Origin of the sequence: Burkholderia vietnamiensis LMG 10929 (genome assembly GCF_000959445.1) — a bacterium.
GTDB classification, from domain to species: Bacteria; Pseudomonadota; Gammaproteobacteria; order Burkholderiales; family Burkholderiaceae; genus Burkholderia; species Burkholderia vietnamiensis.
The window spans coordinates 110,757-137,394 of sequence record NZ_CP009632.1 but is presented as its reverse complement, the minus strand read 5'-3'; the positions used below and the strand labels follow the sequence as shown (position 1 = coordinate 137,394).

Below are 26,638 nucleotides of genomic sequence, written 5' to 3'. Positions count from 1 at the left end.
TCATGCGTTCCGGGAAAACTCGACAGGTTGAGGGGCGAGCGCGCCGGTGCTCGTGCGCGGCTTGGAATGGAGACCAACGGGCAAGGCCGCCGCGCACGACGGCTCGATCGCGTCGATCTCGTCGACCTCGCCGATCATGCCGCGCAGATTGCGCAGCGACGCGTCCTTCACGCGCGGCAGCGCGGCACGCACCTGCTCGCGCAGTTGCGGCAGCGCCGCCACGAACCGCTCCAGCACCGCCGCGAGACGCGTCGCGCGCATCGCATCGGCGGGCTTCAGCAGGAAGGCGTCGGACAAGCCGAAATGGCGGAACAGCCCCTGGAACTTGTCCTGATAGGTGAGCGCCGCGACCGGCACGCCCATCCCGAGGCTCGCGATCGCCAGATGCATGCGGCCCGTCACCACGCCGTCTACCTGCCCCGCGATCGCCTTCAGCTGGGCCGCCGACATGCGCGCGCGCGGATAGCAAAGCCGCTCGCCCAACGCCGCGGCCAACGCGCGATGCAGCGGCTCGAGGCACGTGTCGTCGCCGTCGCGGCCGCGATAGTCGTGCGACAGCAGCACGACGCCGAGCCCTCGTTGCGCCGCGATCGCGCGAAGCGCGTGCTGCGCCGCCGCGACCAGCGCGGCGATGTCGGCGTCGCTGGCGCCACGGATCAGCATCGGATGCAGATTGAACGCGATCACGACATCGCCGACCGCGCGCCGTGCGTCGATCCATGCGGCGGTGTCCCGCACGCTGTCCGAAGCGTGATCCGGCTCCAGCATGAACGCCGAATCCGCGACGAGCGTCGCGGGCGCCGAGCTGAAACGCCTGAATCGGTCGAGCGACACGTCGTCACGAACGTTGACCAGCAGCCGCGCGTCGAGGCAATCGAACGCGTGCCGCAACGGCCGGTACGGCCGGGCGTTGAAGCTGAAGCCGAGAATCGTGCCGCGCACGCCGCGCCGAACCAGCAGATCGGCCGTCGCGAGCAGACGCAGCGACGTCATCGGCGAGTAGTAGCCGTCCATCACGTCGGCGCCGATGATGACCAGCGCGCTCGGGCGCAGCGCCGCGAGCCGTTCGACCGTGTCGGTGAGCCGCCACGGCTCGCGCCATGCGTCGACCGCGCGAAAGCCCATCCGCGTCGCGGCCTGCGCGGCCTGCGGCGTGGCCGTGACGACCGAGACCCGCAACGCGCGGTTGGCTGCCCGCAACCGTTCGACCACCGCGCTCAGCATCGCCTCGTCGCCTTTCGAGCCGACCAGCGTCCACGGATCGCACGGCAGTATCAGCAGATGCGCGCCGGCCGCCGCATCGTCGCGCGCGACGCAGCGTGCGGCCTCGCGGCGCCATTGCGCGGTCAATCGCTTCACGTACAGCCACACGCGCAGCCGCTGCTTCAGATCCGCCAGTTTCGACATGTCCGGTTTCCTCTGGATGGTGGAAGGTGCAAGCGCACGCGCGCACGCGCGATGTGCGAGCGTTTCGCGCAGCACGCGCAACTGCGCGTCGTGCCATGCGCGCGCGGCATCGCGCGCCGCCGCGCCCTGTGCGACGCGATGAGCGCGATCCGTCGCGAGACGGACGAGCGCATCGGCGAAAGCGCGCGGGTCCGCATCGGGCACGATCGTGACGCCGCCCGCCGCGTGCTCGCCGAGGCCGCGCGCGCCCGTTTGCGTGCTGACGGTCGGCACGCCGAGCGCCATGCTTTCGAGCAGCTTGATGTTGATGCCGGTGCCGAGCAGCATCGGGTTGATCGAGATCGGCGCGCACGCGAACGCATCGCCGAGCTCGGCGACCGGGCCGCGCTTGACGACGTGCGCGCCGTCGGGCACGGCCGCGGCGATCGTGCCGGCCAGATGCACGCGAAACGCCGGCAGCCGCGCGACAACGTGCGGCAGGATCTCGTCGACGAAATACTGCATGGCGTCGCGATTCGGCTGGTTGTCGCTGCCGACGAAGGTCGCGTCGGCATGCGGCGCGCAGTCCACCTGCGGCGGGAACGCCAGCAAGTGGCTCAGTACCGCGACCGACGGCGCGCCATCGCTGCCCAGGCGCGCGGCCAGCGCGTCGCCTTCGTCGGCTTGGATCGCCAGCGCGACGTGCGCGCGACGCAAGCCTTCGCATTCGCGCTCCGGCGGAATCGAAAACATGTAGCGCTTCGCGCCCGCGCGACCGATAAACGGCACGTGCCGGTCCGCGAAGATGTCGTGCGTGTCGAGCACTTTCACGACCGTGTCGGGGAACGCGTCGAGCGCACGCGAATAAAACACGTATTCGACGAACACGGCGTCGAATGCATGACGGCGCTGCAACGCGCGCAGCTGCGACGAGAAGCTGTCGCTGAACAGTTCGTCGAGCCCCGTGTAGTACGCGTGACGGCTGCCGACCGCCTGCGCCGCCAGCCGACGCACGAGCCATGCGACGCGCTTGAGCCGATAGCACGCGAGCGCGACGCCCGTGCGATGCAGTACCTGCACGTGGTCGGCGCCGAATTCGTCGCGATGCGCGTCGAGGTCCATGCCGCCGGTCTGCCGCGACTCCAGGTAGACGAAGTGCACGTCGCAGCCGAGCGACCGCACCGCGCGCGCCAGATTGAGGATGCGGCTGCGGTTGCCGGCGTTGACCGGAAACAGCGGAACGGGTGAAACGATCGCGACTTTCATGAAGCACTTCCTTTGGGTGGCGCCGGCGGCTGCGCGCCGTCGGGCGCACGATGACGAATGGCGACGAACGCGCCGACCCGCACGGACTGCCCGCGCGCGAAGCCGACGCCATGAACGTAGATGCCGCGTTCGTGATCGACGTCGTGAACGAACGGGCCGCCGAGGACGGGCAGCCAGCGGAACTGCGCGTCGTCGAGCATGCCGGCCGGCGTGTCGGTGTACAGCGTCATCGGCGGATACGCGCCGACGCGCACGGCAGCCGCCGACGCCCCGCGTTCCGGCAGCCGCACCGACGCGTAGAGATCCCAGCGCCCGTCGCGCGGCAGCGTGTCGAGCTTCAGCTGGACCGCCCAGACGCCCGAATCGCCACGAATCGCGATCGCCGCACCCTCGGGCGCAGCGGCGTCGGCCACCAGCCGCGCGCTGTCGTACAGATTCACGCGCGACACCTCGATCGCCCGCCAGTCGGCGGCGGCGACGCCGGCCGCGATCGACGGCGCGACGACCGGATGGCGGTCGATGTCGAGCAATGCATCGAGTGCGGCGAGATCGCCGCTTTGCCGGTACTGGCGCAGGCCGGCCGCCTGAATCGCCGCGTCGAGGCGCGCGCGCCGCGCGCCGAGTGCGAGATCCCAGCCGTCCTGCGCCGCGCGCGCCGCATAACGATCGCGCAGTGCGAGGATCACAAAATCGACGGGCATGCGCGCGGCCCGCACGCGCGCGCCGTGCAGCGCATCGCCGTCGACCACGCGGGCGGCCGCGTCGAAATCGCGTTCCGAGTCGCGCACGAACTCGTACGTGTACATCGACATGCCGAGCGGCGTCTGCTCGGCGAGCACGTCGCCGCTCGCGCGCAGCGCGGCGTGCATGCGGTCGATGTAGCGCACGATGGCGGGGCCGGCCGCGCCGTAATACGCGTCGCAGTATTCGCGCACGAGCGCGCGCGCGTCGGCCGTCGGCGTCCACAGCAGCCGCGCGATCAGCCACACGCGCAGGCTCGCGAACTCGCCGCCGCGCGACTGCCAGTCGCCCTCCGCGAAGTAGCCGTCGACGTGCTGCAACGTCGCGAGCCACGCGATGCTGCGGCCGATCGGATAAAGATTCGGCGTCGGCTGCAGATAGCCGCCGAAGTCCACGACGTGGTCCCACACGGTCACGTGCTGCGCGATCTCGTTCCATCGCACGAGCCCGTCGCGCAGCCGCGCGTTGCGCGCGTCGTTCAGTGCGGCGCTGTAGTCGACCTGGATCGTCATCGGGTACACGCGCACGTGGTCCGGGACGAGCATGCCGTCGGGCGGCGCGAAGCCCCAGTGATAGGCCGGCATCGCGAAGCGCGCGCCGGGCACCTCGGCGCGCACGCGCTCCGACACGTCGCGCACCAGGTCGACGAACGCCGCCGACGGCGCATCGCCATGCGCGTGCGCAAACGCACGGCTCGCGTCGTCGGGGTCCCAGCCCCAGTCCATCGCGTGGATGCCGAACCAGATGCGCGTCGGGTCGGCGCGACGCTTCAGGCGCTTGACGATCTCCGCGGCCATCGTCGCGCGGACCTCGTCCGACATCATCGCGAGTTGCCCGCCGGCATACCACGACGGGTGAGCCGACGCATGACGGTCGCGCGGCACCAGCGTCCAGAAATCGGCCTCGCCGTCGCGCGCGAGCCAGCTGTGATCCCAGATGTCGATACCGGGTGGCGACGGGCGATACGACGGCCCGTGCGATTCGCCGTTCAGCAGATTGTGCGCACGGAACGCCTTGTCCTCGCCCTCGGCGCTCAGCACCTCGCGATACGCGAAGCGCGGGATCTGCAGCACGGGCGTGGTCTCGACCTGCAGCTCGGGCTGCCGCGGCACTTCGGTCGCATCGGGCGCGAGCCATTTCACGCCCAGTCTGCGGTCGAGCCACCAGTACGCGCCGAACAGCGTGCCGCGCACGGTGTCGCCGGCGATCACGAGATCGCTGCCGCTGCGGCAGATCACGAAGCCGTCGCTGCCGAGCGCCGCGTCGCCGCAGCGGCGCGCCGCATGCTCGCCGCCGACGACGATGGCCGGCGTGCGGCCCGGCGCATCGTTCGACACGGCGAACGACGCGCCGCTGATTCGCGACAGGTAATCGGCGATCTCGTCCGCCGCATGACGCGTGACGGCATCCGCCGCGCCGGCGCGCACGACGTAGCGCGCGACGCCGTGCTGCGCGAGCCGGACGTGCGACGCGGGCGCGCGCTGCGCGTGGGCGCTGCCCGACGCGACGCTGCCGCATAGCGCGGCCAGCGCGATGCACGCCGCGATCGCGGCGAACGGCAGGCGCGTCATTGCCGCGCGATCCGCGACACGCCGGGCGGCAACGCGAGCGGCACGTGGAACTTGCGATAGAACCGCCACAGGCTGCGCAGATGATGCCGTCCGGCGCGCGATACGGGGCTCGCGGCCGATTGCCGCTGATGCTCGTGCACGAGCGTGACGCCCGGCATCCCGAGCACGCGATAGCCGGCGAGCCAGGTTCGCGCGCAGAGGTCGACGTCCTCCATGTAGAGGAAATACGCTTCGTCCATCCCGCCGAGCGATTCGAACAGTTCGCGGCGCACCACGAAGCCCGTTCCCATCACCCACTCGGCATCGAACGGATTGCCGCACGCCCACGCGTCGATCATCAGATGCCGGTCGACGCGCGCACGAAAGCGGTCGGAGCGGCCCAGCGCGGTGCGCCGCGCGAGGATGTCGAGCCAGCTGTAGAAGCGGCGCGCCGAATACTGGCGGCGGCCGTCGGGATACTGCAGGTCGAGCCCGACGAGGCCGGCCTGCGGGCACGCGTCGAACAGGTCGAGCACCTTCGCGAGCCCGTTCTCGTCGAAGCGCGTGTCGGGGTTCACGACCAGCACGTAGTCGCGCCGGCACGCGGCCATCCCGAAGTTCACGCCGGAGCCGAAGCCGCGATTACACGCCGCGCGCAGCAGCCGGACGCCGCCCGGCAGTTCGCCGCGCAAGCGCGCGTACGAGTCGTCCGGCGACGCGTTCTCGACGACGACGATGTCGCCGGCATGCGCGACGCGCAACGCGATCAAGGACGCCACGCATCGCAGCGTCATGTCGGGCGTGCCGTAGTTGACGACGATGACGCTGATTCTTCCTTCGGTTTCCATCGTGATACCCCGCGCGTTGGTTGAATGTGCTGGCCGGTGGTCCGGCTCTGTGCGTTGCCGCACGCGTCATCCCGACGCGCCGACCTGCTCGATCAGTTTCCAGAAGCGGCACGCCGAGTCGTCCCAGTTGAAGCGGCGAAGCTGCGCGCGGCCGCGTGCGACGAGCGCCTCGCGGCAGCCGGCATCGGTGCCGAGCCGCCGCATCGCGGCCGCGATGTCGGCGACTGACGCCGGATCGACGAGCATCGCCGCGCTGCCGGCCACCTCGGGCATCGCCGACACGCGCGACGTCAGCACCGGTACGTCCGACGCCATCGCCTCGAGAATCGGCAACCCGAAGCCCTCGTACTGCGACACGAACGCGACGAACAACGCACCGCGATACAGCTTCGGCATCGCATCGTTCGGCACGACGCCGGCGAACGTGAGGGCGTCGGCGCAGCGATGCCGCGCCGCGTGCTCGAGCAGCGCCGGATCGGGTGCGCCGGTCAGCATCAGCCGCACGCCGAGCGCGACGAGCCCGCTCGCGCCGAACGCCTCGATCAGCCGGTGCAGGTTCTTGTAGTTGCGCCGGTTGCCCGGATACAGCACGTACGGAAACGGATGGCCGAGCTTGTCGCGGTTGTGCGCGTACGCGTCGTCGGCGCCGTTGTGGATCACGTGCACGCGCTCGGGCGGCATGCCCGACCACGCGAGGAATTCGTCGCGCGTGAACGCCGACACGCAGACGATGGCCGAGCAGCGGCGGTACAGCGGACGCAGCACGGTGTCGTAGTACAGCCGATGCGCACGCGTATAGAAGTGGCGATGCGTGAGATCGTGCACGACGACGACCGACGGCAGGCCCGGCCACGCGGCCGGTACGAAGCCGGGATTCCAGAACACTGCATTGCGCGCCGGCAGCTTGCGCAGCGCGCGGCTCAGCGCGAGCGGCGACAGCGGATGCGCGACGCCGCCGCCGACCGGCAACGGGGCGATGCGGATGTTGGACGGCGCGCGCGCCGCGTAAGCGGCCATCACGTTGTGGATGCCGGTGGCGGCCGGCCAGCGCGTATCCGTATAGACGGTAACGGGTACGCGGGCGGCGTGATCGGCGCAATCGCTGCGATCCGCGCACGGGGCAACCGCATCGGCCGCCGTCGTCGTCGCAATGGAGAAGGGCGTGCTCATCGCTCAATCCATCCAGCCGAGCAGCCGATGCGACGCCGCGATCCAGTAGTACTTCGCGCGCTGCGGATTGCGGCGCGCGAACGCCAGCGCGCAACCGGCGACGGGCCGCGCGATCATGTACAGCACGTAAGCGAGCGGATAGCGATTGATGCGCAGCACGTGGCCGAAGCCGCGGTTGTAGCGTCGGCCGCGCGCATACGCGTGCTCGTCGAGCACGGCGAGCGGCTCGGGATGATGTACGCGCAACTGCGGGTCGTAGCCGATCCGGCACCCGGCGCGCAACGCACGGACGAGAAAATCCACTTCCTCGCCCGCGCCCCAGCGGCTCGTCGCACCGACGCCCAGCTCGACGTCGAACTGCCCTGCCGCGCTCACCGCCGAGCGGCGCAGGAAGATCGTGTAGGACGTCGCGCAGACCCACACGTTGAAGCGGTTCACGGGCTGCGCCGCGGTGGCCCACCGTCCCTGCGACGGCCGCCCCGCGGCATCGATGCTCATGCCGGTCACGCCGTCGAGCATGCGGTCGGCGGACAGCAGCGCGGCGACCGCGTGGAGCGTGCCGGGCCGATACCAGCAGTCGTCGTCGGGGAACGCGACCACGTCGCCCGTCACCGCCTGCAGCCCGACGTTGGTCGCCCGCGACTTGCCCTTCTCCGAACGCAGATGGACGATGCACAGCCGCTCGCGATACCGCTCGACGATGCGTGCGACGCGCGCGTCCGGGTTCTGGTCGACGACGATGACTTCGAGGTCGGCGTAGGCCTGCTGCAGCAGCGAATCGAGCATGCGTTCGATCTCGTCGCTGCGGCCGAGCGTCGCCATGATCAGGGAGAATTTCATCGGATGGGCACGGAAGGGAACGGGGATCGGAGCCGCGCGGCGGGCGGTGCGGCGCGCACCGTCCGGCGGACCGCGCGCGGCGCGCGGGCGAACGACGCGAGATAGCCGAGGAACAGGAACGACGTTTCGCTCTGGTGCATCGGATTGATCAGCGACCAGGCAGCGATCGGCGCGAGCAGCAGCATCGCGCGCCGCCCCTGGCCGAGGCCGCCGAAGAACACGGCCCACGCGAGCAGCCCGATCGGACCGGCGACCAGCAGCAGGTCCAGCGGCGCGCAAAACACCGCGCTCGTGCCCTCGCCGAGCCCGCGCACGGCGACCGCCGAATGCGAGAAGTAATGCTCGACGAAGCCGAAGCCGTGGCCGATCCAGTCGCGGCCGACGAGTTTGACCGACTCGACGAACGCAAGGCCGCGCTCCTGCTGCAGCCGCACCTGCAGCTGGTCGCCGGTCAGCTCGCGCGTGAACATGTACAGATAGAACGCCGCGCCGGCGGCCATCGTCAGCACCTTCGCGAACAGATGGCCGCGCACCTGCAGCAGGATCACGAGCGCGCACGCGATCAGCACCGTCTTCGATTCGCTCAGCAGCGTCACGACCAGCGCGAGCGCGACGAACTTCGCGACGTCGGACACGCGGCGCGGCGACTGCAGGAAGCACGCGTACGCGCTCAGGAAGAAGAACGCCGCGAACCAGTTGCGCTCCTTGAACGACCCGTGAACGGCGTTCTGCATGAAATCGACTTTCTCGTACAGCACGGGCACGTCGAAGTACTGCAGCGCGTACTGGATCGCGACGAATGCCGCGATCGCGACATAGCCGAATGGCAGCGGCCGCCGGCACGCGCGCGCGCCGTAGTAGCGGCCGATCAGATAGAACGCCGGCATCACGAAGATGAATTTCACGATCTGCTCGGCGGCCTTGAAGCGCGGATAGCCGGACAGGAAGGTGGTCGACAGCGCGGCGCCCGCGAACAGCGCGAACGCCCACACTTCCCATGCGCCGACGTGGATGCGCCGACGCACCAGCAGCACCGGCAGCACCAGCACCGCGAACAGCTGTCCGAGCTGCGCGCCGCCGATCTTCAGGAACTGGATCGAATTCAGCAGCAGCAGCGCCAGCAGGACGGCGTCGGCGACGTCGAAGCGCGCGCGCCGCGCGGGCGTCGGCGCGGCGGAATGCGACAACGGACCAACGACGGCGCTCATGTCGCGCTCCTCGCCGCGCGCAGTGCGATCAGCATCGACACGGTGCGGCGCGCGGTGTCGCGGCGCAGCATCCACGTCGCGCCGACGTACGCGCTCGCGAAGCAGACGATCAGCAGCGGCAACCGGACCAGGACCGGCACGCCGCCGAGATGCGCGCCCGCCTGCCGCACGATCGCCGCGCAGCCGAGGGCGATCAGATACGGCGGCACGAGCCGGCCCAGCAGCCGCGCGCGGTCCACGGCCAGCTCGACGACGACCGCGCCGAAACTGAGCGGCGTGATGCACAGCACCGCGCCGACGTACAGCCATGCGAGCTGCGCGACGCGCTGCGACGGCACGGCCACCATCGTCGCGAGCACCAGCGCGAGCTTGACGAGCGTCAGCCACATCGTCACGTGCGGGCGGCCGCGCGCCGCGAGGAACGCGCCGTTGACGAACTGCACGGTCTGCACCGCTCCGAGCGCCATCAGCGGCGTCATGACCGCGGCGCTGGCGGCCCAGCGCACGCCGAACAGCACGATCGTGATGTCGTGGCTCAACACGGCCATCAGCACGAACAGCGGCGCCGCCGTCATCGCCGCGAGGCCCGTGACGTCGACGTAGGTGGCCGCCATCCGCTCGGCGTCGTGTGCGACGCGCGACAGCACGGCGAGCGCGACGTCGGTCGCCGCGCGGCACAGCAGCTCGAGCGCCGTCTGATAGAGCCGCGCGCCGATCGCATAGATGCCGAGGCCGGCCGCGCCGTACAGCGCGACGACGATCAGGTCGACGGTGCGCGTCGCCCACCAGTCGATCAGCCGCGCGGCGACGACATGCGCGCCGAAGCGCGCGAGCGGCGCGAACGTCGACACGTTGCGGCGGCCGCGCGGACGCCACACCGGCCGGCGCCACAGCCACGCCGCAGACACCGTCATGAAGGTCGCCGCCTGCGCGATCAGGCTCCACGCGCCGGCGCCGGCCACCGCGAGCGCAACGGCCACCGCGCCCGCGACGCTCACCGACACGAGCTGGCGCATCGCGAGCGTCCGGAAATCGAGCCGCCGCTTGTACAGCGCCTCCTGAAACGAGCCGGCCGAGCCGATCGGCACGAACGCGGCGGCCACGCGCAGATACGGCGCGAGCCCCGGCACGCCGAACCATGCTTCGACGCGCGCGGCGAGCGCGAACAGCACGGCCGCGAGCACGACGGCCATGCCGATCGAGAACGCGAACGGCCATTCGAGATCGTCGTCGGCGAGCGCCGCGCGCTGGACCACCGCATCGCCGAGGCCGCCCTCGGCGATCATCAGCACCAGCGACAGCGACAACGTGACCGCCGCGGTAAGGCCGACGTCGGCCGGACCGAGCCAGCGCGCGACCAGCAGATACGTGACGAGCGTGACGAGCTTGCCGCCCCAGGCCTGCACCAGCGCCCACGCGAGGCCGCGCACGGTGCGCGCACCGAGCCGCTCGCCGCCGGGCGACGCGTGCGCATGAGCGGGCACGGGCGCAGGCGCGAACTCGCGCAGCGCCGGCTCAGTGCTCGGTTTCATATGCGTAATTCCGTTCGCCGTACGTGCCGTAGACGGCCTGCCGGCGCGGCACGTCGTTCAGCACCACGCCGCTGATCGCGATGCCCGCGTTGCGCAGGCGTCGCTCCGCCTCGCGGATCTCCGGCATCGAACTGCGGCCGTGCCGCACGCACAGCAGCGTCGTCGCGCCGTGACGGCCGATGGTCGCCGCGTCGTGCAGCGCGAGGATCGGCGCGGTGTCGACGATGACGATGTCGTAGCGCCGCGACGCGGCGTCGAGCACCGTCTTGAAGCGGCCGTCGTTGAACAGCTCGGACGTGCGCGCGACCGCGCCGCGCGGCAGCACGTCGACGCCGGCGATCGACGTGCGCTGCACGCCGCGCTCGAGCGCGCCGCTCGCGATCACGTCGGGCAGCCCCGGCGCGGCCGGCAGGCCGAAGTGCCGATGCGCCTGACCGCGGCGAATGTCCGCGTCGATCAGCAGCACGCGCTTGCCGCCCGACGCGAACAGCGACGCGAGGTTCGCGCACAGGAACGACTTGCCGGCGTTCGGCTGCGGGCTCGTGACCATGATCACGTGGTGGCCCGTCTCGGACAGCGTGAACTGCAGCGTCGTGCGCAGGCTGCGGATTGCGTCGACGGTGACGTCCTCCGGGATCTCGGAGGCGAGCACGTGCGGGCCCTGCGCCGCGCGCTGTTGGCTGCGCACGAGGCGCCGCTGCGCGCGGCTGTGCGGCACCACCGCATAGACCGGCACGCCGAGCGCCTGCTCCAGATGCTCCGAGTGTTCGACGCGGCCCCACACGGCGCGCTGCGCGAACGGCGCGGCCACGCCGAGCGCGATGCCGACGCACAGCGACAGCGCGATCACGAGCAAGCGCTTGGGCTTGACCGGCTTCACCGGCAGCACCGGCTGGTCGACCGCGCGGACGTTGCCGATCTCGCTCTGCTTCGCGATGTTCAGCTGCTGCGCGGTGTTGAGCAGGTTGGTGTACAGCTCGGTGTTCACGCGCACGTCGCGCAGCACCGCGAGGCCCTCGCGCTCCGTATCGGGCAGCCTCGCTTCGCGCGTGCGCAGTTCCGCCGCCTTGCCCGCGAGTTCGGCGAGGTTCGCATCGAGCGCCTGCACGGCCGGATGACCGTCGGCGAAGCGCGCGATCAGGTCGACGCGCCTTTGCTTGAGTTCGAGCATGCGCGTGTCGATGTCGACTTCCTGGCCGAGCAGCAGCTTGCCCTGCTCGTCGAGATCGACCGTGCGCGTGCGCGCGCGGAACTTCGCGTAGCGCTCCTCGGCGTCCTTCAGCGTCTGCTCGACCGCCGGCATGCTGATCTTCAGCGACTCGAGCGTGGCGGCCGCCTCCTTGCTCCGGTAGTCGCGGTTCTGCGCGACGTAGCCGTCCACCACCGCCTTCAGGATCTCCCTGATGCGCACCTTGTCGTCGCCCTCGAGCGTGACCGACAGGATCCCCGACTGCTTCGCCTTTTCCTCGACGCTCAGATCGTCCTGCAGTTGCGCGACGGCCTCGATCTGCGGGATGCGCTTGAGCCGGAACGTCGTGCCGGGGCGCGCGTCGAGCGCCGCGACCAGCAGCGTCAGCGGCTTGCCCTGGTACTCGCCATGCGCCGGTGCGCCGACCGCGCCGCTCAGCACGATGGCGTCGTCGTCGTCCCGCAGCATGTAGCGGCCGCCGTCCAGCGCGGTCACGGTGAACCACAGCCCGTCCAGCGCATCGACGCCGTCGTGGCTCGTCGCGCCGGCCGTCTCGAACGTCGCGACGTCGAACCGCTCGCCGCCCCACGCGAAGCGCGACAGGCCCCACAGCGGCGGCGCGATGCCTTCGCCGCGATAGCGGCGCGCGACCCAGCGGCCGATCAGCGGGACATAGCGCGGCTCGGCGACGAGGTTCAGATGCTGCTTGGTGACGACCGCGTCGATCACCATGCGCGCACGCACGAGCTCGAGTTCGGCGGCGGTCGTGCTGCCGTTGTCGAGCAGCGCCGCGATGTCGTGCAGCGGCGAGTTGCCGGCGGCGGTCGATTCGTTGACCTGGATCGTCGCGTCGACCCGATACACCGGCGTCGCGAACACCGCGTACAGCAGGCCCAGCAGGAACACGCCGGCCGCGATGCCGAGCACGAGGCGCCAGCGCGCCAGCACGATGTCGACGTAGGACGAGAGCGGCGCATCGTCGTACAACGCCGCGTCGTAGAGCCGTGCTTCGGAGAGGTCGTTCATGGCGAATCCAGTGTCTATCGGGTTACAGCGCGGTCGCTGCGACGCGGCGGGCGCTCATTTCGCGACAAGCGCGCCGGTCATGCCGGCATTGATCGCGGGCAGCAGCAGCGACAGCACGCGGCTGAAGCGCACGAGGCCGTTGCCGTCGACATAGACGACGTCCTTCGGCGCGAGCCTGAAGTCGTTCGCGAGGACCATCGCGACCGGCGACTTCGCGTCGAGATGGAACACGTCCGGCGTACGCGAGCCGCGCGCGCGGATCACGTACACCTGCGCGGTGTCGGCCGTGCCGCTGTTGAAGCTGCCGGCCTGCTGCAACGCGTCGCCGAGCGTGAGCGACCCGTCGCGCAGCGGTAGCGCGAGCGTCGGCTTCGTGACCTCGCCCATCACGTATGCGCCGCTGTCCTCGCGCGACTGCACGCGCAGCACGTCGCGATTGCGCAGCAGGATGCGCGCCGGGTCGATCCGCCGCGCGACGAGCCGCGACAGGTCGAGCACGTAGCGCGCGTCGCCGCGCAGCAGCTCGATCCGGCTGCGGTCGGCGGTGGGCTGCAGGCCGCCCGCACGATCGAGCGCCTCGATGAGCGTCATCGGCACGTCGTTGATCGGCTGGTTGCCGGGATTGCGCACCTCGCCTTCGACGTAGACCTGCTGGCTCCGGTACGACGTGACGCGCACGGTGACCTGCGGATCGCGGAACGTTTTCGCGAGCGAGACGCGGAACGCATCGCGCACCTCGGTCGTCGTCCTGCCTGTAACCGCGACCGTGCCGACATACGGAAACTGCACGCTGCCGTTCTCGTCGACGACGAAGCCACCGACCGGGTCGCTCGGCCGTTGCGTCGACGACGTCTGGGTGGTCGGCGCCGCCGCGGACAGCTCCGGGTGGTCCCACACCGTGATCTGCAGCACGTCGCCCGCGCCGATGCGGTAACCGCCCTTCCCACGCTCGGCCAGCAGCGCATCGACGTTCGCCGACCGGTCGCCGGCGTCGCCGCCGTCGCCGTCGCGCATCCGCTGCAGCAGGTCGACGTCGATCTCGCGGATCGGCACGTCGAGCGCCCGCGCCGGCTCGCCGTTGCGCGCACTGCTCAGCTGAAGGGCCGGCGCGTCGTTCATCCGCATGCCCGGTGCGACCGCGCAGCCGGCCACGACAACGGACAGCGCGAGCGGCGCCAGCGCGCGGCCCCAACGGCCCGGTCGGCCTCGGCGGCCCCAACGGCCTGCGGTCGATACAACGTCTGATGCTCGATTCATTGCGGCCTCGTATGTCGGGCTGTCGTTGCGTCCGTCGCGGCAGCAGGCGCACGGCGGCTCTCGTTTCGTTGCGCGACGGCGAGCGTCCGTGCGCGCCGCTCGCATGCGTTGCGGTCGGTCACCATGGCGAGCGAGCCCACGGTGGCGCGAGGCCGGGCCAGTCGTCGCGCGCACCGTCCTGCGCGCCGCGAGTCGGAACCGCGACGCGGCGCGCGTGGCCGGCGCGCGGCACGCCCGGCAGGTCGGGCGCGTCGAGCGAGAACGCACGCATGCGCCGCTCGATCGGCAGCAGCGCGTAATCGCCGGCTGCCGGCACGGCAACGCCGGACGCGGCCGCCGGCTTTGCACGCGCGCCACGCAGGCCATCCGCGCGCGACGGCGCGACGTTCGCGAGGCCGGCGAGCCCACGCGCGGACACCGTCAGCGCAGCGGCCGCACACGCACCGCCGTGCGGCGCCGCTGCGCCGATCGCGCACGCGAGCATCGCGAACCGCAGCGCGCGCCGTCGCATCACGCGCCTCCATGTGCGGCGGCGGCCGGAATGCGTGCGATCCACTGCGCGACCGCGCGCTCGATATGGGCGGCCACGGCGTCGAACACGTCCGCCGACTTGCCGACCGGATCCTCGATATCGCGCTTGGTCGCGTGGTCGAGCTGGAACACGCGGCCGCGCGCAAACGGATAGCGGCGTTCGATTTCGCGGCACTGGACGAGCGTCATCGCGAGAATCAGCTGCGAGGCGCGCACGTGGCCCAGATGCACGGGCTGCGCGATATGCGGCGTGAGGTCGAAGCCACGCGCGCGCATCGCGTCGATCGCGGCCTGCGCGGCGGGCCGCCCGGCCAGCGCGATCAGTCCCGCGCTGCGCACCTGGATGAACGGCAGCGCCCGCGCGAGCATCGCGCTCGCCATCGGGCTGCGGCACGCGTTGCCGTCGCAAACGATCAGAATGCGTTCGATCATGGGCGGCCTCAGTACGCGTTCGGATGCACGAAGCCCTTCAGCACCGTGGCCGCGACGATTCGCATGTCGAGCCCGAAGGACCAGTTGCGCAGGTAATAGAGGTCGTGCTGGACGCGCCCGACCATCTTGTCGAGTTGGTCGGTTTCGCCGCGATAGCCGTTGACCTGCGCCCAGCCGGTGATACCGGGCTTGATCCGGTAGCGATGGATGTAGCCGTCGACGAGCGGCCGGTACAGATCGTCGTGCTCGATCGCATGCGGCCGCGGCCCGACGACCGACATGTCGCCGCGCAGCACGTTGAAGAACTGCGGCAGTTCGTCGAGGCTCGTGCGGCGCAGGAATGCGCCGACCCGCGTGATGCGCGCATCGCCGCGCGTGGCCTGACGCACGACGCCGGCCGGGTCGGCGTGTACGCGCATGGTGCGGAACTTGTAGATGCGGAAGACGCGGCCGTCCGCGCCTTTCCGATACTGCATAAACAGCACCGGGCCCGGCGACGACAGCTTCACCGCGACGGCGATCGCGCCAAGCAGCGGCGCGAGCGCGACGAGCGCCGCCGCCGCGAACACGCGGTCGAACAGCGCCTTCTGCAGCAGCGCGCGATGCGACATCGGCGACGCGACCAGATTGATCGCGGGCATCCCGACCAGATCCATCATCGTGCCGCCGAGCCACGCAATGCTGCGCATGTCCGGCATGAAGCGGATGTTGACGAGGTCGTCGCCGAACGCCTTCAACACGCGCCGGATCGTGCGCTCCTCGCAGATCGGCACGGCGAGCCAGATTTCGGTGGCCGCTTCGGCGCGCACGGCCGCGGCGAACGCGGCGAAGTCGGTGATCGCCGGAAGCACGCCGTTGGACGCGCCGGCCGGATCGTGGAACAGCACCGGGCGAAAGCCGCTCGCGGGCGACAGCGCGAGCGTCTCGATCACGCGCACCGCATAGGCGCCGCTGCCGACGATCGCCACCTTGCGCAGGTTCAGGCCCGCATGCCTGACGCGCGCGAGCATCGCATACGCGAGCATGCGCATCGCGATGAATCCACATCCGGCGATGCCGGTCCAGTACGCGAACCACAGGCGCGACACCTGATCGGCCCGATGCAGCGCGAACAGCAGCACCAGGTTGCAGGCCTGCACCGCGATCCACGCGGCGCTGATGCGGCTGATCATCGCGATCCACGAGCGCCCGCGCCACGACTGATACACCTGCAAGGCTGGAAACACGGCGAGCGTCAGCATCACGACGAACGGCACGACCATCGCGTCGGATCGGCCGAGCGGGTCATCGGCGAAGCGCACATGCGACGCGACGGCCGCCGCGGCCACCACGACCACCGCGTCGAGCACGCGCGCCACCATCGACTGAACTCCAAACATGGGCTTTCTCCACGCGGCGCACGAGCGCGCCGCAATCGCGGTCACACGCGTCCGTAGGCGTCGTCGAAGCGGACGATGTCGTCTTCGCCGAGATAGCTGCCGGTCTGCACTTCGATGATTTCCAGCGGCAGCCGCCCCGGGTTTTCGAGCCGGTGGCGCACGCCCATCGGGATGTACATCGATTCGTTCTCGCCGAGCAGGAACTGCTCGTCGCCGCGCGTGACGGCCGCGGTGCCTTTCACGACGGTCCAGTGTTCGGCGCGATGGTGATGCATCTGCAACGACAGACGCGCGCCCGGATCGACGACGATCCGCTTCACCTGAAAGCGCTCGCCGCGATCGACCGAGTCGTAACAGCCCCACGGACGCCGCACCAGCCGATGCGTGTCGGCTTCCGCGCCGCGTTCGGCCTTGATCCGTGCCACCAGCGACTTGACGCCCTGAACCTGCTCGCGGTTCACCACCAGCACCGCATCGGGCGTCTCGACCACCGCCACGTTGCTGACGCCGACGCACGCGACGAGCCGGCCCTCGGAATGCGCGTAGCACGCGGCTGCGTCCTCGAACATCACGCGCCCGCGTCCGGCGTTGCCGTTCGCGTCCTTGTCGAGCGCGGCCCACACGGCGTCCCACGAACCGAGATCGGACCAGCCGGCGTCGAGCGGCACCGCGACGGCCGCCGGCGGTTCGGCGAGCGACGAGAGCCGCTCCATCACCGCGTAGTCGATCGAGTTCGACGGACACGCGGCGAACGGCTGCGCGGCCGGATGGAAGCAGTCCGCCGCGGCGGCGCCGTCGCGGATCGCGGCGACGCACGCGTGATGAATCTCCGGCGCAAGCGCGGCGATCGCACGCAGCCACACGCTGGCGCGCACGACGTAGATCCCGCTGTTCCACCAGTGCGACCCGGACGCGACGTAATGCGCGGCGATTTCCGGCGCGGGCTTCTCGACGAACGCATCGAGCGCGAACGCGCCCGCGGCGCCGTCCAGCGCCACCGGCATGCCGGTGCGCAGATAGCCGAAGCCCGAATCGGCATGCGTCGGCCGCACGCCGAGCGTCGCGAGGCAACCGAGCTGCGCGTAGCGCAACGCCGTCTCCATCGCGCGCTCGAACGCGGCCGTATCGGCGATCGCGTGATCGGCCGGCATCACCGCCAGCACCGCATCGCCGTGCCGCACGCGCGCAAGTTCGGCCGCGAGCGTCATGGCGGGCGCCGTGTCGCGCCGCGCCGGCTCGACGATCACCTGCGCGCGCAGCTCGCTCGCCGCGAGCTGGCGCACCGTGATGTGCCGATGCGCGTCGCCGCACACCACCTGCGCAGCGGCCAGCTCGAAGGTCGCGGACAGACCGCGCACGCGACGCAGCGTCGATTCCAGCAACGATTCGTCGCCGACGAGCTGCGTCAGCTGCTTCGGATGCTGCTCGCGCGACATCGGCCACAGCCGCGTGCCCGCGCCGCCGGCCAGGATCACCGGCACGACCGCGGCGGCGGCGCCGCCGCGGCCGGGTTCGTGCAGATCCGAATCGGCAATGCGCGCATTACCGATGGAAGCGAGTTCGCCCATTTTTGCGCTCCTCAATGCAAGCTGTTTTCGCATGCACGGAAATGCCGGACGCGTTAAGCCCTCGGTATCCCGATGCATCGCACATTCGCCGCGAATGCGATTCATTCGCGCGAACCAATCAATTAATTCGAATGCCCTTATGAAATCGAATTCGCGACTAGCGGACCCACGCCACGATTCGCGAGGGCCATGCGGACGTTGAACGCACTGCAGCCTGCTCGAAAGCGCGCATCGCACCGTTATGTGCAGGCGCGGAAAACGGCTCGGTAACACGAAATGGGGCGACGGACATGCCGTGCCGCAGCAATCCGCAACGGACGCGCGAGCGGACCTGCTCCGTCGATTGAAGGCCCAGCCCCGGCCGCCTTGCCCCCACGGCGCGGCCGGTGATCGGAATGCTTGTGTAATTCATGGTTGGTCTAACGTTATGGTATTAACTACTGCGGCACGGGGCATTTAATGCAGGTTCCATGCCACCGCTGCGCATTCTGATGCTGCAGCGCGGAAAACCATCGATAAACCAATGACCTAGGTGTGCGGGCCAATAATCTGAATAAATCGAAACAGGCCAGTGTAACGTTTGCGCGAATGCCGCGTTCTCGGCCGTTACGTAACGACACGCCGTAACGCAGATACGTTACGGATTGCGAGATCACACGCGGCGGGCGATTTTCTGCGCGAGCAAATCATTCGCCCGTTTCATCCATGAATAATCGAATATCGCAATAGCGCGGCGCGGTTCATCCATGAATCGATGCGCGCTTGAGCGCATGCGAATAACGACAAAAAGAGAACCGCTCCGCTGCGGGATTCGAGTCGCGACGTTCATGCGCACCGGCGATCCGGTAGCGATCCGGTGGCGATCGGAAAGCGATTCCCGCGACGCATCGCGCGTCGGCTGCGACAATGTCGCCGTCGCATCAATTCGAGGCATCGATGGAACTCAGGCAACTGCGCTATTTCGTCTGCGTGGTCGAGCACGGCAGCATGGGCAAGGCGGCGCTGGAGCTCGGCGTCGTGACGTCGGCGCTGAGCCAGCAGATCAGCCGGCTCGAGAGCGAGTTGTCCACGCGCCTGCTGCAGCGAACCTCCACGGGCGTCGTGCCGACCGACGCGGGGCTCGCCTTCTGGCGACAGGCGCAGCTCGCGTTGCGCCACATCGACGATGCGGCGCTCGCCGCCCGTCAGGCGCGCCTGTCCGGGCACGTCAGCGTGGGGCTCGCGCCGAGCACCACGGGCGTGCTCGGCCTCGCGTTCATGAAGGCGATGCGGCAGCGCTATCCCGAGGTGCGGCTGCGCATGGTCGAGAGCCTGTCCGGCTACCTCGGCGCGATGCTGAGCGCGCGGCAGATCGACCTGGCCGTGCTGTTCCGCGAGGAGCCCGCGCAGCGCTGGAGCGTCATGCCGCTGCTCGACGAGCATCTGTTCGTGATCGGCTGCGCCGGCCAGCCCGGCATGCCCGAAGGGTCGCCCGTGGGTCTCGCGCAGCTCGGCGCGCTGCCGCTGATCCTGCCCAGCGGCCCGCATGGCTTGCGCGCGCTGCTCGATGCCGCGTTCGCGCGCACCGGCTTTACGCCGCACATCACCGCCGAAGTCGACGGCCTCGCGATGCTGATGGACGCGGTGCGCGGCGGCCTCGGCGCGACCATCCAGCCGGGCGCGGCGCTCGCGCGGCTCGAGAATGCGGCGCTCGCGAGCGTTCCGATTGCCGACGCACATGCGACGCGGCCCAACCTGATCGCGAGCGTGTCCGACGACGAGCTGTCGCCGGCCGGGCTGGCCGCGCGCGTCGTACTCGCCGACGTGGCGCGCGAAATCGTCGCGGCCGGCCGCTGGCCGGGCGCCACGCTGCGCACGTAGCCCTTCCCTTCACGAAAACTGAAGACGTGTTGCCGTCCGCGTGATGGCGGCGTGTCGCGTCGATCCGTAGAGTCGCGTCTCAAAGGAGACAACTCAGATGGTCGACGTACTCGTGATCGGCGGCGGCAATGCCGCGCTCTGCGCCGCGCTGATGGCGCGCGAAGCAGGCGCTTCGGTGCTGCTGCTCGAATCGGCCCCGCGCGAATGGCGCGGCGGCAACTCGCAGCACACCCGCAATCTGCGTTGCATGCACGACGCGCCGCAGGACGTGCTGATCGGCGCCTATCCCGAAGAGGAATACTGGCAGGACCTGCTGAAGGTGACCGGCGGCATCACCGACGAGGCGCTGGCGCGGCTCGTGATCCGCGCGTCGTCGACCTGTCGTCCGTGGATGCAGGCGCATGGCGTGCGCTTTCAGCCGCCGCTGTCCGGCGCGCTGCACGTCGCGCGCACCAACGCCTTCTTCATGGGCGGCGGCAAGGCGCTCGTGAACGCCTATTACCGCAGCGCCGAAGCGCTCGGCGTGCAGATCCGCTACGACACGCCGGTCGACGCGATCGAGCTCGACGGCACGCGCTTCGTGGCCGCGCGCAGCGGCGCGCAACGCTTCGAGGCACGCAGCTGCGTGCTCGCGGCAGGCGGCTTCGAATCCAATCGCGCATGGTTGCGCGAAGCGTGGGGACAAGACGAGCGCGGCGAGTGGCCCGCCGACAACTTCCTGATCCGCGGCACGCGCTTCAATCAGGGCGTGCTGCTGCGCTACATGATCGACGCCGGCGCGGACGCGATCGGCGATCCGTCACAATCGCATTGCGTCGCGATCGACGCCCGCGCGCCGCTGTACGACGGCGGCATCTGCACGCGCATCGACTGCGTGTCGCTGGGCGTCGTCGTCAACCGCGACGCAGAGCGCTTCTATGACGAAGGGGAAGACTTCTGGCCGAAGCGCTATGCGATCTGGGGCCGGCTCGTCGCGCGGCAGCCGGGCCAGATCGCCTACTCGATCATCGACGCAAAGGCGCTCGGACGCTTCATGCCGCCGGTGTTTCCCGGCGTCCGGGCCGATTCGCTGCCGGAACTCGCGCGCGGCCTGAAGCTGCCCGAGCACGCGTTCGTCGCCACGCTGAACGCCTACAACGCGGCCTGCCGCGGCGGCACCTTCGACCACACGACGCTCGACGACTGCCGCACCGAAGGGCTCACGCCGGCGAAAACCCACTGGGCGCGCCCGCTCGACACCCCGCCGTTCTTCGGCTACGCGCTGCGACCGGGCATCACGTTCACGTACCTGGGGCTCAAGGTCAACGAGCGCGCACAAGTCCATTTCGGCGGGCAACCGAGCGACAACCTGTTCGTCGCGGGCGAAATGATGGCCGGCAACGTGCTCGGCAAGGGCTATACGGCCGGCGTCGGCATGTCGATCGGCACCGCGTTCGGACGTATCGCCGGCACTCAGGCGGCGAAGGCCGCGCAATCGACTGGAGTTCAACGTGCAGAATCTTGAAGAACGCATTCACGACGCGCCGCCGGCCGCGCGCGTCGCTCGCACCGAGCGCGCCGAACCCGCCGCGCACGCCGCCGGCCGGCCGGTCATTCGCCTGCAGCCCGTCACCGACAACGAGGCCGAAGTCGCGCGGCAGATGAGCATCTGCAATGCGTGCCGCTATTGCGAGGGATTCTGCGCGGTCTTCCCCGCCATGACGCGCCGGATGGCGTTCGCCAAGGCGGACGTCAACTACCTCGCGAACCTGTGCCACAACTGCGGCGCGTGCTATCACGCATGCCAGTACGCGCCGCCGCACGCGTTCGCCGTCAACGTGCCGAAGGCGATGGCGCAGGTCCGCTTCGATACCTACGTCGAGTACGCGTGGCCGGCGCCGATGGGCAAGCTCTATCAGCGCAACGGACTCACCATCGCGCTCGCGCTCGCCGTCGGGCTCGCGCTGTTCCTGATACTCGGCGCCGCGCTGAACGGGTCGCTGCTGAGCGACGCGGCGCACGGCAACTTCTATGCGGTGTTTCCGCACAACCTGCTGGCGGCGATGTTCGGCGGCGTGTTCGGCCTCGCGATGCTCGCGCTCGGCAACGGCGTGAAACGGTTCTGGCGCGACGTGTCGGCCGGCACGGCGAGCGTCCCGGCCGTGGCGGAAGCGGCGCAGCACGCGCTCGCGCTGACCTATCTCGGCGGCGGCCACGGCGACGGCTGCAACGAGGCGGACGATGCGTTCACGCTTGCGCGACGCCGCTTCCATCACTTCACGTTCTACGGCTTCATGCTGTGCTTCGCGGCCACCGTGACGGCCACCTTCTATCACTACGCGCTGAACCTGCATGCGCCGTATGCGTTCGCGAGCGTCCCCGTGCTGCTCGGGACGGCGGGCGGAATCGGCCTGCTGATCGGCCCGGCCGGCCTGCTCTGGCTCAACCTGCGGCGCGACCCGGCGCGGACCGATCCGAAGCAGCGCCCGATGGATCGCGGCTTCATCGCGCTGCTGATGCTCGTGAGCACTTCGGGGCTGGCGCTGCTCGCGTGGCGTGACAGCGGCGCGATGGCGTGCCTGCTTGCCGTCCACCTCGGCATCGTGATGGCGCTGTTCGTCACGTTGCCGTACGGAAAATTCGCGCACGGCGTCTTTCGCTGCGCCGCACTGCTCAAGGCGTCGATCGAGAAGCGGCAGGCCGCTCGCCTGCAACCGAGCCCGGACTGATCCGGGCCATGCGAGGCGGATCGGCATCGCGCCAGATCCGCCCACCACACCATAGGAGACAACTCATGCATCGCTTACCGTCAGACGCGCCGGTTCGCGCCGCCGCCCGCCCGTCGAAGCTCGGCGCGGTCCTGCGCGTGACCAGCGGCAATTTTCTCGAGCAATTCGACTTCTTCCTGTTCGGCTTCTACGCGACCACGATCTCGCGGGTCTTCTTTCCGACGGCGAGCGAATTCGCGTCGCTGCTGCTGACGTTCGCCGTATTCGGCGCCGGCTTCCTGATGCGTCCGCTCGGCGCGATCGTGCTCGGCGCCTACATCGACGAAGTGGGACGGCGCAAAGGCCTGATCGTCACGCTGTCGATCATGGCGAGCGGGACGGTGCTCATCGCATGCGTGCCGGGCTATGCGACGATCGGCGTCGCCGCGCCCGTGCTGGTGCTGCTCGGGCGGCTGCTGCAGGGCTTCTCCGCGGGCGCGGAACTGGGCGGCGTGTCCGTCTATCTGGCGGAAATGGCGACGCCGGGCCACAAGGGCTTCTACACGAGCTGGCAGTCCGCGAGCCAGCAGGTCGCGATCGTCGTCGCGGCGGCCATCGGCTATCTGCTCAATCATCTGCTGACGAGCCAGGAGATCGGCGCATGGGGCTGGCGCATTCCGTTCTTCATCGGTTGCGCGATCGTGCCGGCGATCTTCCTGCTGCGCCGCTCGCTGCAGGAAACCGCAGAGTTCACCGCGCGCACCCACCGGCCGCGGGCGCGCGAAGTCTTCGCGACGATGCTGAAGAACTGGCGGACCGTGTTCGCCGGCATGCTGCTCGTCGCAATGACCACGACCACGTTCTACCTGATCACGGTCTACACGCCGACGTTCGGCAAGGCGGTTCTCAAGCTCTCCACCGCCGACAGCCTGATCGTCACGTTGTGCGTCGGCCTGTCGAATTTCGTGTGGCTGCCGGTCGGCGGCGCGCTGTCGGACCGCATCGGCCGCAAGCCGATTCTCGTCGCCGTGACGGTCCTGGCGATCGCGACGTCATACCCGGCGCTCGCGTGGCTCGCCGGCGCACCGAGCTTCGGCCGCATGCTGGCCGTGCTGTTATGGCTGTCGTTCTTCTTCGGCATGTACAACGGCGCGATGGTCGCCGCACTCACCGAAATCATGCCCGCCAACGTTCGGGTGGCCGGCTTCTCGCTGGCGTTCAGCCTCGCCACCGCGGTGTTCGGCGGCTTCACGCCCGCGGTGTCGACCTATCTGATCGAGCTGACCGGCGACAAGGCGGCGCCCGGCTACTGGCTCAGTTTCGCCGCGTGCTGCGGGCTGTGCGCGACGCTTGCGCTGTATCGCAGCGGAGGCGCCGCCGAACGCGCCGCTTCGCCTGCGTGAGGGTGGTCGGGCGGCGGCGCGCCGGGAATACGGCAGGTCGCCCGCCGCGCCGCATGCGACCACGCCGTGCTACCGCTCGGCCGGCGGCACCAGGATGCTGCGCGGAATCGACAGGATCAGCACGCAGCTGATCAGCAGGCACGCACCGAGCGCATAGGTGCCGTTGTTGATGTTGCCGGTCATTTCCTTTGCGATGCCGGTGATCATCGAGCCCGTGAAGCCGGACAGGTTGCCCACCGAATTGATCAGCGCGATGCCGGCGGCCGCCGCCGTGCCCGACAGGATCTGGCCGGGGAACGTCCAGTAGATCGGCATCAGCGCGAGGATCGCGCAGGTCGCGATGGTCAGGAACACGATCGACAGCGCCACGTTCTGCGCGCACGCGGCGCTCGCGATCAGGCCGACGCCGCCGATCAACGCGGGAATCGCCGCATGCAGCCGGCGCTCGCCGGTCTTGCGCGAGTGCGATGCGTTCCACAGCATCGCGAAAATGGCCGTCAGATACGGAATCGCGGTGAGCAGCCCGATATGCAGCGGGCTGCGCACGCCGGACGCGCGGATGATCGACGGCAGCCAGAACGCCAGCCCGTAGAAGCCGGTGTTGAACGTGAGCAGGATGAAGGTCAGCAGCCACACGCGCGGGCTGCGCAGCGCGACGCCGACACGGTGCGACTTGTGCGCGGCCTCGCGTTCGAGGTTGCGCGCGAGCAGCGCCTTCTCGTCGGCGGACAGCCATTTCGCCGACTGCGGACCGTCGCCGAGGAATGCCAGCACGACGAACGCGACCACGATCGACGGCAGGCCCTCGAGCAGCAGCATCCACTGCCAGCCGCTCATACCCGACAGCCCGTGCGTCTGCTCCATCAGCCAGCCGGACACCACGCTGCCGAGCGTCAGGCTCAGCGGAATCGCGACCAGGAAGCCCGACATCGCGACGCTCTGGCGACGCGCCGGGAACCAGTAGTTCATGTACAGGATGACGCCCGGGAAAAAGCCGGCTTCGCACAGGCCGAGCAGGAAGCGCAGCGCGTAGAACATCGTCGACGTCTGCACGTGGAAGAACTGCGCGAGCGGCACGATGAACGCCATCGACGACGACACGATGCCCCACGTGATCATGATCCGCGCGATCCAGAAGCGCGCACCGTAGCGATGCAGCAGCAGGTTGCTGGGCATCTCGAACAGGAAATAGCCCCAGAAAAAGATGCTGGCGCCGAGCGCATAGACGCCGTCGCTCAGGCTCAGGTCGTCGAGCATCTGCAGCTTCGCGAAGCCCACGTTGACGCGGTCCAGATACGCGACGACGTAGCACAGCAGCAGCAAGGGCAGGATGCGCCGCATCACCCTGCGATAGACGGCGTCTTCGGACAAGTCGGCCGCGGCCGGCGCAGCCGCGGTCTGTGTGATGGTTGGCATCCGTTCGTCTCCTGATTGTGTAGGTCTTCTTCGCATCGGCACGCTCGCCGGGCCGGCGATGTTACCGATAACATCCTGCGGCAAAAAAATCCGCCGACGGGGCGACGGATGCCACCGGCGCTCTGATACCGGTAACGCCCAGCAACGTAGCACGCCGGGACCGGCCAGTTCAAGCGCCGGCCGCCGAGTGGTTTCCCTAGTACGCGCGCGGCGGCAACGGGCGCGCGGGCGCCGCTCGGCACGCGATCCGGCACCGGTATGATGTAGCCTTCACATGCTTCTTCCGCTCGCAATTCCGATGCCCAGTCCCACCGCCGTCCGGCCCGCCGGGCCGCCCCGCATGTCCGACGTAGCGCGCCTGGCCGGCGTATCGAAGATGACCGTGTCGCGCGTGCTCGCCGGCCACAGCGTGGCCGCCGATACGCGTGAACGGGTGTGCCGCGCCATCGACCAGCTCGGCTACGTCGCCGATGCCGCGGCCGGCGCGCTATCGTCGGGCCGTTCGGAATTCGTCGCGGTGCTGGTGCCGTCGCTGTCGAGCTCCAACTTCTCGGACACCGTGCGCGGCCTCACCGATGCGCTCGAACCGCACGGGCTGCAACTGCTGCTCGGCGATACCGACTACGACCTCGAACGCGAAGAACGGCTGGTGCGCTCGATGCTGCGCCACCAGCCGCGCTGCGTCGCGCTGACCGGCGCGCAGCACACCGACGCGACGCGCAAGCTGCTGGCGCGCTCGGCCATTCCGGTGGTCGAGATGTGGGATCTGCCCACGCGCCCGATCGACACCGCGGTCGGGTTCTCGAACGTGCGCGCGGCGCGCGCGATGGTGCGGCATCTGGCCGAGCGTGGCTATCGGCGCATCGGCTTTCTCGGCGGCGCGAGCGAACTGGACCGCCGCGGCCTGGACCGGCTCAAGGGCTATCAGGCCGAAATCAAGGCGCTCGCACTGGGCGAACCGCGCGTCGTGCGGCTCGGCGATTCGCCGATCACGATGAGCCACGGCGGCCCCGCGATGGCCGCGCTGCTGGACAAATGGCCGGACACCGATGCGGTGATGTGCGTGAGCGACATGTCGGCGTTCGGCGCGATCATGGAGTGTCACCGGCGCGGGCTGGCCGTGCCGGCCGACATCGCCGTGGCCGGTTTCGGCAACTTCGAAGTGGCGACCTGCTGCCATCCGACCATCACGACGGTGTCGGTCGATGCGTACGGCATCGGCCTGCACACGGGCGAGGCGCTGCTGGCCGCGCTGCACGCGCGCGACGGCGGCGAGCCGCTCGAATCGCGCAGCATCCGGATCGACTACACGATCGTCGCGCGCGAAAGCGCGTGACGCGCTGACCGCC

20 protein-coding genes are annotated in these 26,638 nt (G+C 69.7%); 5 read left to right on the top strand and 15 right to left on the bottom strand.

The genetic code is table 11. From position 1 onward, the window contains the following. The 14 genes from AK36_RS25515 to AK36_RS33390 all read right to left on the bottom strand — a co-directional run bounded on the left by AK36_RS25515 (position 1) and on the right by AK36_RS33390 (position 18,857). On the bottom strand, positions 1-2,652 hold the full coding sequence (locus AK36_RS25515; RefSeq protein ID WP_045579543.1) for a polysaccharide pyruvyl transferase family protein: 2,652 nt from the start codon (positions 2,650-2,652) through the stop codon (positions 1-3). Continuing rightward, entirely contained in the window at positions 2,649-4,964 is a 2,316-nt protein-coding gene (locus tag AK36_RS25510; protein WP_045579542.1) for a DUF4838 domain-containing protein, read from the bottom strand. The genes AK36_RS25515 and AK36_RS25510 overlap by 4 nt, the downstream gene beginning before the upstream one ends. Continuing rightward, entirely contained in the window at positions 4,961-5,791 is an 831-nt protein-coding gene (locus AK36_RS25505; protein ID WP_011879767.1) for a glycosyltransferase family 2 protein, read from the bottom strand. The genes AK36_RS25510 and AK36_RS25505 overlap by 4 nt, the downstream gene beginning before the upstream one ends. 66 nt (positions 5,792-5,857) lie before the next feature. After that, complete coding sequence (locus AK36_RS25500) at positions 5,858-6,961, bottom strand: glycosyltransferase family 4 protein (RefSeq protein ID WP_045579541.1); 1,104 nt, start codon at positions 6,959-6,961, stop codon at positions 5,858-5,860. Positions 6,962-6,964: 3 nt separating this feature from the next. Further along, positions 6,965-7,801 carry a glycosyltransferase family 2 protein gene (locus tag AK36_RS25495; protein WP_011879765.1) on the bottom strand — a complete coding sequence of 279 codons (837 nt, stop codon included), beginning with the start codon at positions 7,799-7,801 and terminating at the stop codon, positions 6,965-6,967. Then, complete coding sequence (locus tag AK36_RS25490; protein ID WP_011879764.1) at positions 7,798-9,009, bottom strand: hypothetical protein; 1,212 nt, start codon at positions 9,007-9,009, stop codon at positions 7,798-7,800. Before AK36_RS25490 ends, AK36_RS25495 begins: the two co-directional genes overlap by 4 nt. Further along, the gene (locus tag AK36_RS25485; RefSeq protein ID WP_011879763.1) at positions 9,006-10,541 is read right to left on the bottom strand and encodes an oligosaccharide flippase family protein; all 1,536 of its coding nucleotides are present in this window, start codon (positions 10,539-10,541) and stop codon (positions 9,006-9,008) included. Before AK36_RS25485 ends, AK36_RS25490 begins: the two co-directional genes overlap by 4 nt. After that, positions 10,525-12,756, bottom strand: coding sequence for a polysaccharide biosynthesis tyrosine autokinase (locus AK36_RS25480; RefSeq protein WP_011879762.1), 2,232 nt, complete (start codon positions 12,754-12,756; stop codon positions 10,525-10,527). The genes AK36_RS25485 and AK36_RS25480 overlap by 17 nt, the downstream gene beginning before the upstream one ends. A 54-nt stretch (positions 12,757-12,810) precedes the next feature. Further along, a complete protein-coding gene (locus tag AK36_RS25475) occupies positions 12,811-14,013 on the bottom strand; it encodes a polysaccharide biosynthesis/export family protein (protein ID WP_045579540.1) in 1,203 nt (400 codons plus the stop codon). A 118-nt stretch (positions 14,014-14,131) separates the two neighbouring features. Further along, positions 14,132-14,524 carry a hypothetical protein gene (locus AK36_RS25470; protein ID WP_011879760.1) on the bottom strand — a complete coding sequence of 131 codons (393 nt, stop codon included), beginning with the start codon at positions 14,522-14,524 and terminating at the stop codon, positions 14,132-14,134. After that, the gene (locus AK36_RS25465) at positions 14,524-14,976 is read right to left on the bottom strand and encodes an arsenate reductase/protein-tyrosine-phosphatase family protein (RefSeq protein WP_011879759.1); all 453 of its coding nucleotides are present in this window, start codon (positions 14,974-14,976) and stop codon (positions 14,524-14,526) included. The genes AK36_RS25470 and AK36_RS25465 overlap by 1 nt, the downstream gene beginning before the upstream one ends. Before the next feature lie 8 nt (positions 14,977-14,984). Continuing rightward, positions 14,985-16,355 (bottom strand): undecaprenyl-phosphate glucose phosphotransferase, encoded by a 1,371-nt coding sequence (locus AK36_RS25460; protein WP_045579926.1) that lies wholly within the window; start codon positions 16,353-16,355, stop codon positions 14,985-14,987. A 41-nt stretch (positions 16,356-16,396) separates the two neighbouring features. Further along, positions 16,397-17,923 (bottom strand): mannose-1-phosphate guanylyltransferase/mannose-6-phosphate isomerase, encoded by a 1,527-nt coding sequence (locus tag AK36_RS25455; RefSeq protein WP_011879757.1) that lies wholly within the window; start codon positions 17,921-17,923, stop codon positions 16,397-16,399. A 652-nt stretch (positions 17,924-18,575) separates the two neighbouring features. Further along, a complete protein-coding gene (locus AK36_RS33390; protein ID WP_124259724.1) occupies positions 18,576-18,857 on the bottom strand; it encodes a hypothetical protein in 282 nt (93 codons plus the stop codon). Between the two features lie 2 nt (positions 18,858-18,859). Here AK36_RS33390 and AK36_RS25450 point away from each other — a divergent pair, with 2 nt between their 5' ends. The 4 genes from AK36_RS25450 to tcuC all read left to right on the top strand — a co-directional run bounded on the left by AK36_RS25450 (position 18,860) and on the right by tcuC (position 23,873). Further along, complete coding sequence (locus AK36_RS25450) at positions 18,860-19,783, top strand: LysR family transcriptional regulator (protein WP_011879756.1); 924 nt, start codon at positions 18,860-18,862, stop codon at positions 19,781-19,783. 97 nt (positions 19,784-19,880) lie between these two features. Then, a complete protein-coding gene (gene tcuA / locus AK36_RS25445) occupies positions 19,881-21,287 on the top strand; it encodes an FAD-dependent tricarballylate dehydrogenase TcuA (protein WP_011879755.1) in 1,407 nt (468 codons plus the stop codon). Next, a complete protein-coding gene (gene tcuB / locus AK36_RS25440; protein ID WP_045579539.1) occupies positions 21,274-22,491 on the top strand; it encodes a tricarballylate utilization 4Fe-4S protein TcuB in 1,218 nt (405 codons plus the stop codon). Before tcuA ends, tcuB begins: the two co-directional genes overlap by 14 nt. 65 nt (positions 22,492-22,556) lie before the next feature. Continuing rightward, positions 22,557-23,873, top strand: coding sequence for an MFS transporter (gene tcuC, locus AK36_RS25435; protein WP_011879753.1), 1,317 nt, complete (start codon positions 22,557-22,559; stop codon positions 23,871-23,873). A gap of 69 nt (positions 23,874-23,942) precedes the next feature. Here tcuC and AK36_RS25430 read toward each other — a convergent pair whose 3' ends face one another. Further along, entirely contained in the window at positions 23,943-25,289 is a 1,347-nt protein-coding gene (locus AK36_RS25430; protein ID WP_011879752.1) for an MFS transporter, read from the bottom strand. A 298-nt stretch (positions 25,290-25,587) separates the two neighbouring features. Between AK36_RS25430 and AK36_RS25425 the strand changes: the two genes are divergently transcribed. Further along, complete coding sequence (locus AK36_RS25425; RefSeq protein ID WP_043292734.1) at positions 25,588-26,625, top strand: LacI family DNA-binding transcriptional regulator; 1,038 nt, start codon at positions 25,588-25,590, stop codon at positions 26,623-26,625. Positions 26,626-26,638 lie beyond the last annotated feature (13 nt).

Coding starts and splice junctions, on each gene's coding strand:
- AK36_RS25460 (WP_045579926.1), bottom strand. CDS start 16,355: ATGTTTGGAGTTCAGTCGATGGTGGCGCGCGTGCTCGACGCGGTGGTC.
- AK36_RS25495 (WP_011879765.1), bottom strand. CDS start 7,801: ATGAAATTCTCCCTGATCATGGCGACGCTCGGCCGCAGCGACGAGATC.
- tcuA (WP_011879755.1), top strand. CDS start 19,881: ATGGTCGACGTACTCGTGATCGGCGGCGGCAATGCCGCGCTCTGCGCC.
- AK36_RS25465 (WP_011879759.1), bottom strand. CDS start 14,976: ATGATCGAACGCATTCTGATCGTTTGCGACGGCAACGCGTGCCGCAGC.
- AK36_RS25455 (WP_011879757.1), bottom strand. CDS start 17,923: ATGGGCGAACTCGCTTCCATCGGTAATGCGCGCATTGCCGATTCGGAT.
- AK36_RS25505 (WP_011879767.1), bottom strand. CDS start 5,791: ATGGAAACCGAAGGAAGAATCAGCGTCATCGTCGTCAACTACGGCACG.
- AK36_RS25425 (WP_043292734.1), top strand. CDS start 25,588: ATGCCCAGTCCCACCGCCGTCCGGCCCGCCGGGCCGCCCCGCATGTCC.
- AK36_RS25470 (WP_011879760.1), bottom strand. CDS start 14,524: ATGCGACGGCGCGCGCTGCGGTTCGCGATGCTCGCGTGCGCGATCGGC.
- AK36_RS25490 (WP_011879764.1), bottom strand. CDS start 9,009: ATGAGCGCCGTCGTTGGTCCGTTGTCGCATTCCGCCGCGCCGACGCCC.
- AK36_RS25475 (WP_045579540.1), bottom strand. CDS start 14,013: ATGAATCGAGCATCAGACGTTGTATCGACCGCAGGCCGTTGGGGCCGC.
- AK36_RS25515 (WP_045579543.1), bottom strand. CDS start 2,652: ATGAAAGTCGCGATCGTTTCACCCGTTCCGCTGTTTCCGGTCAACGCC.
- AK36_RS25450 (WP_011879756.1), top strand. CDS start 18,860: ATGGAACTCAGGCAACTGCGCTATTTCGTCTGCGTGGTCGAGCACGGC.
- AK36_RS25485 (WP_011879763.1), bottom strand. CDS start 10,541: ATGAAACCGAGCACTGAGCCGGCGCTGCGCGAGTTCGCGCCTGCGCCC.
- AK36_RS25500 (WP_045579541.1), bottom strand. CDS start 6,961: ATGAGCACGCCCTTCTCCATTGCGACGACGACGGCGGCCGATGCGGTT.
- AK36_RS25480 (WP_011879762.1), bottom strand. CDS start 12,756: ATGAACGACCTCTCCGAAGCACGGCTCTACGACGCGGCGTTGTACGAC.
- tcuC (WP_011879753.1), top strand. CDS start 22,557: ATGCATCGCTTACCGTCAGACGCGCCGGTTCGCGCCGCCGCCCGCCCG.
- AK36_RS25510 (WP_045579542.1), bottom strand. CDS start 4,964: ATGACGCGCCTGCCGTTCGCCGCGATCGCGGCGTGCATCGCGCTGGCC.
- AK36_RS25430 (WP_011879752.1), bottom strand. CDS start 25,289: ATGCCAACCATCACACAGACCGCGGCTGCGCCGGCCGCGGCCGACTTG.
- AK36_RS33390 (WP_124259724.1), bottom strand. CDS start 18,857: ATGCCTCGAATTGATGCGACGGCGACATTGTCGCAGCCGACGCGCGAT.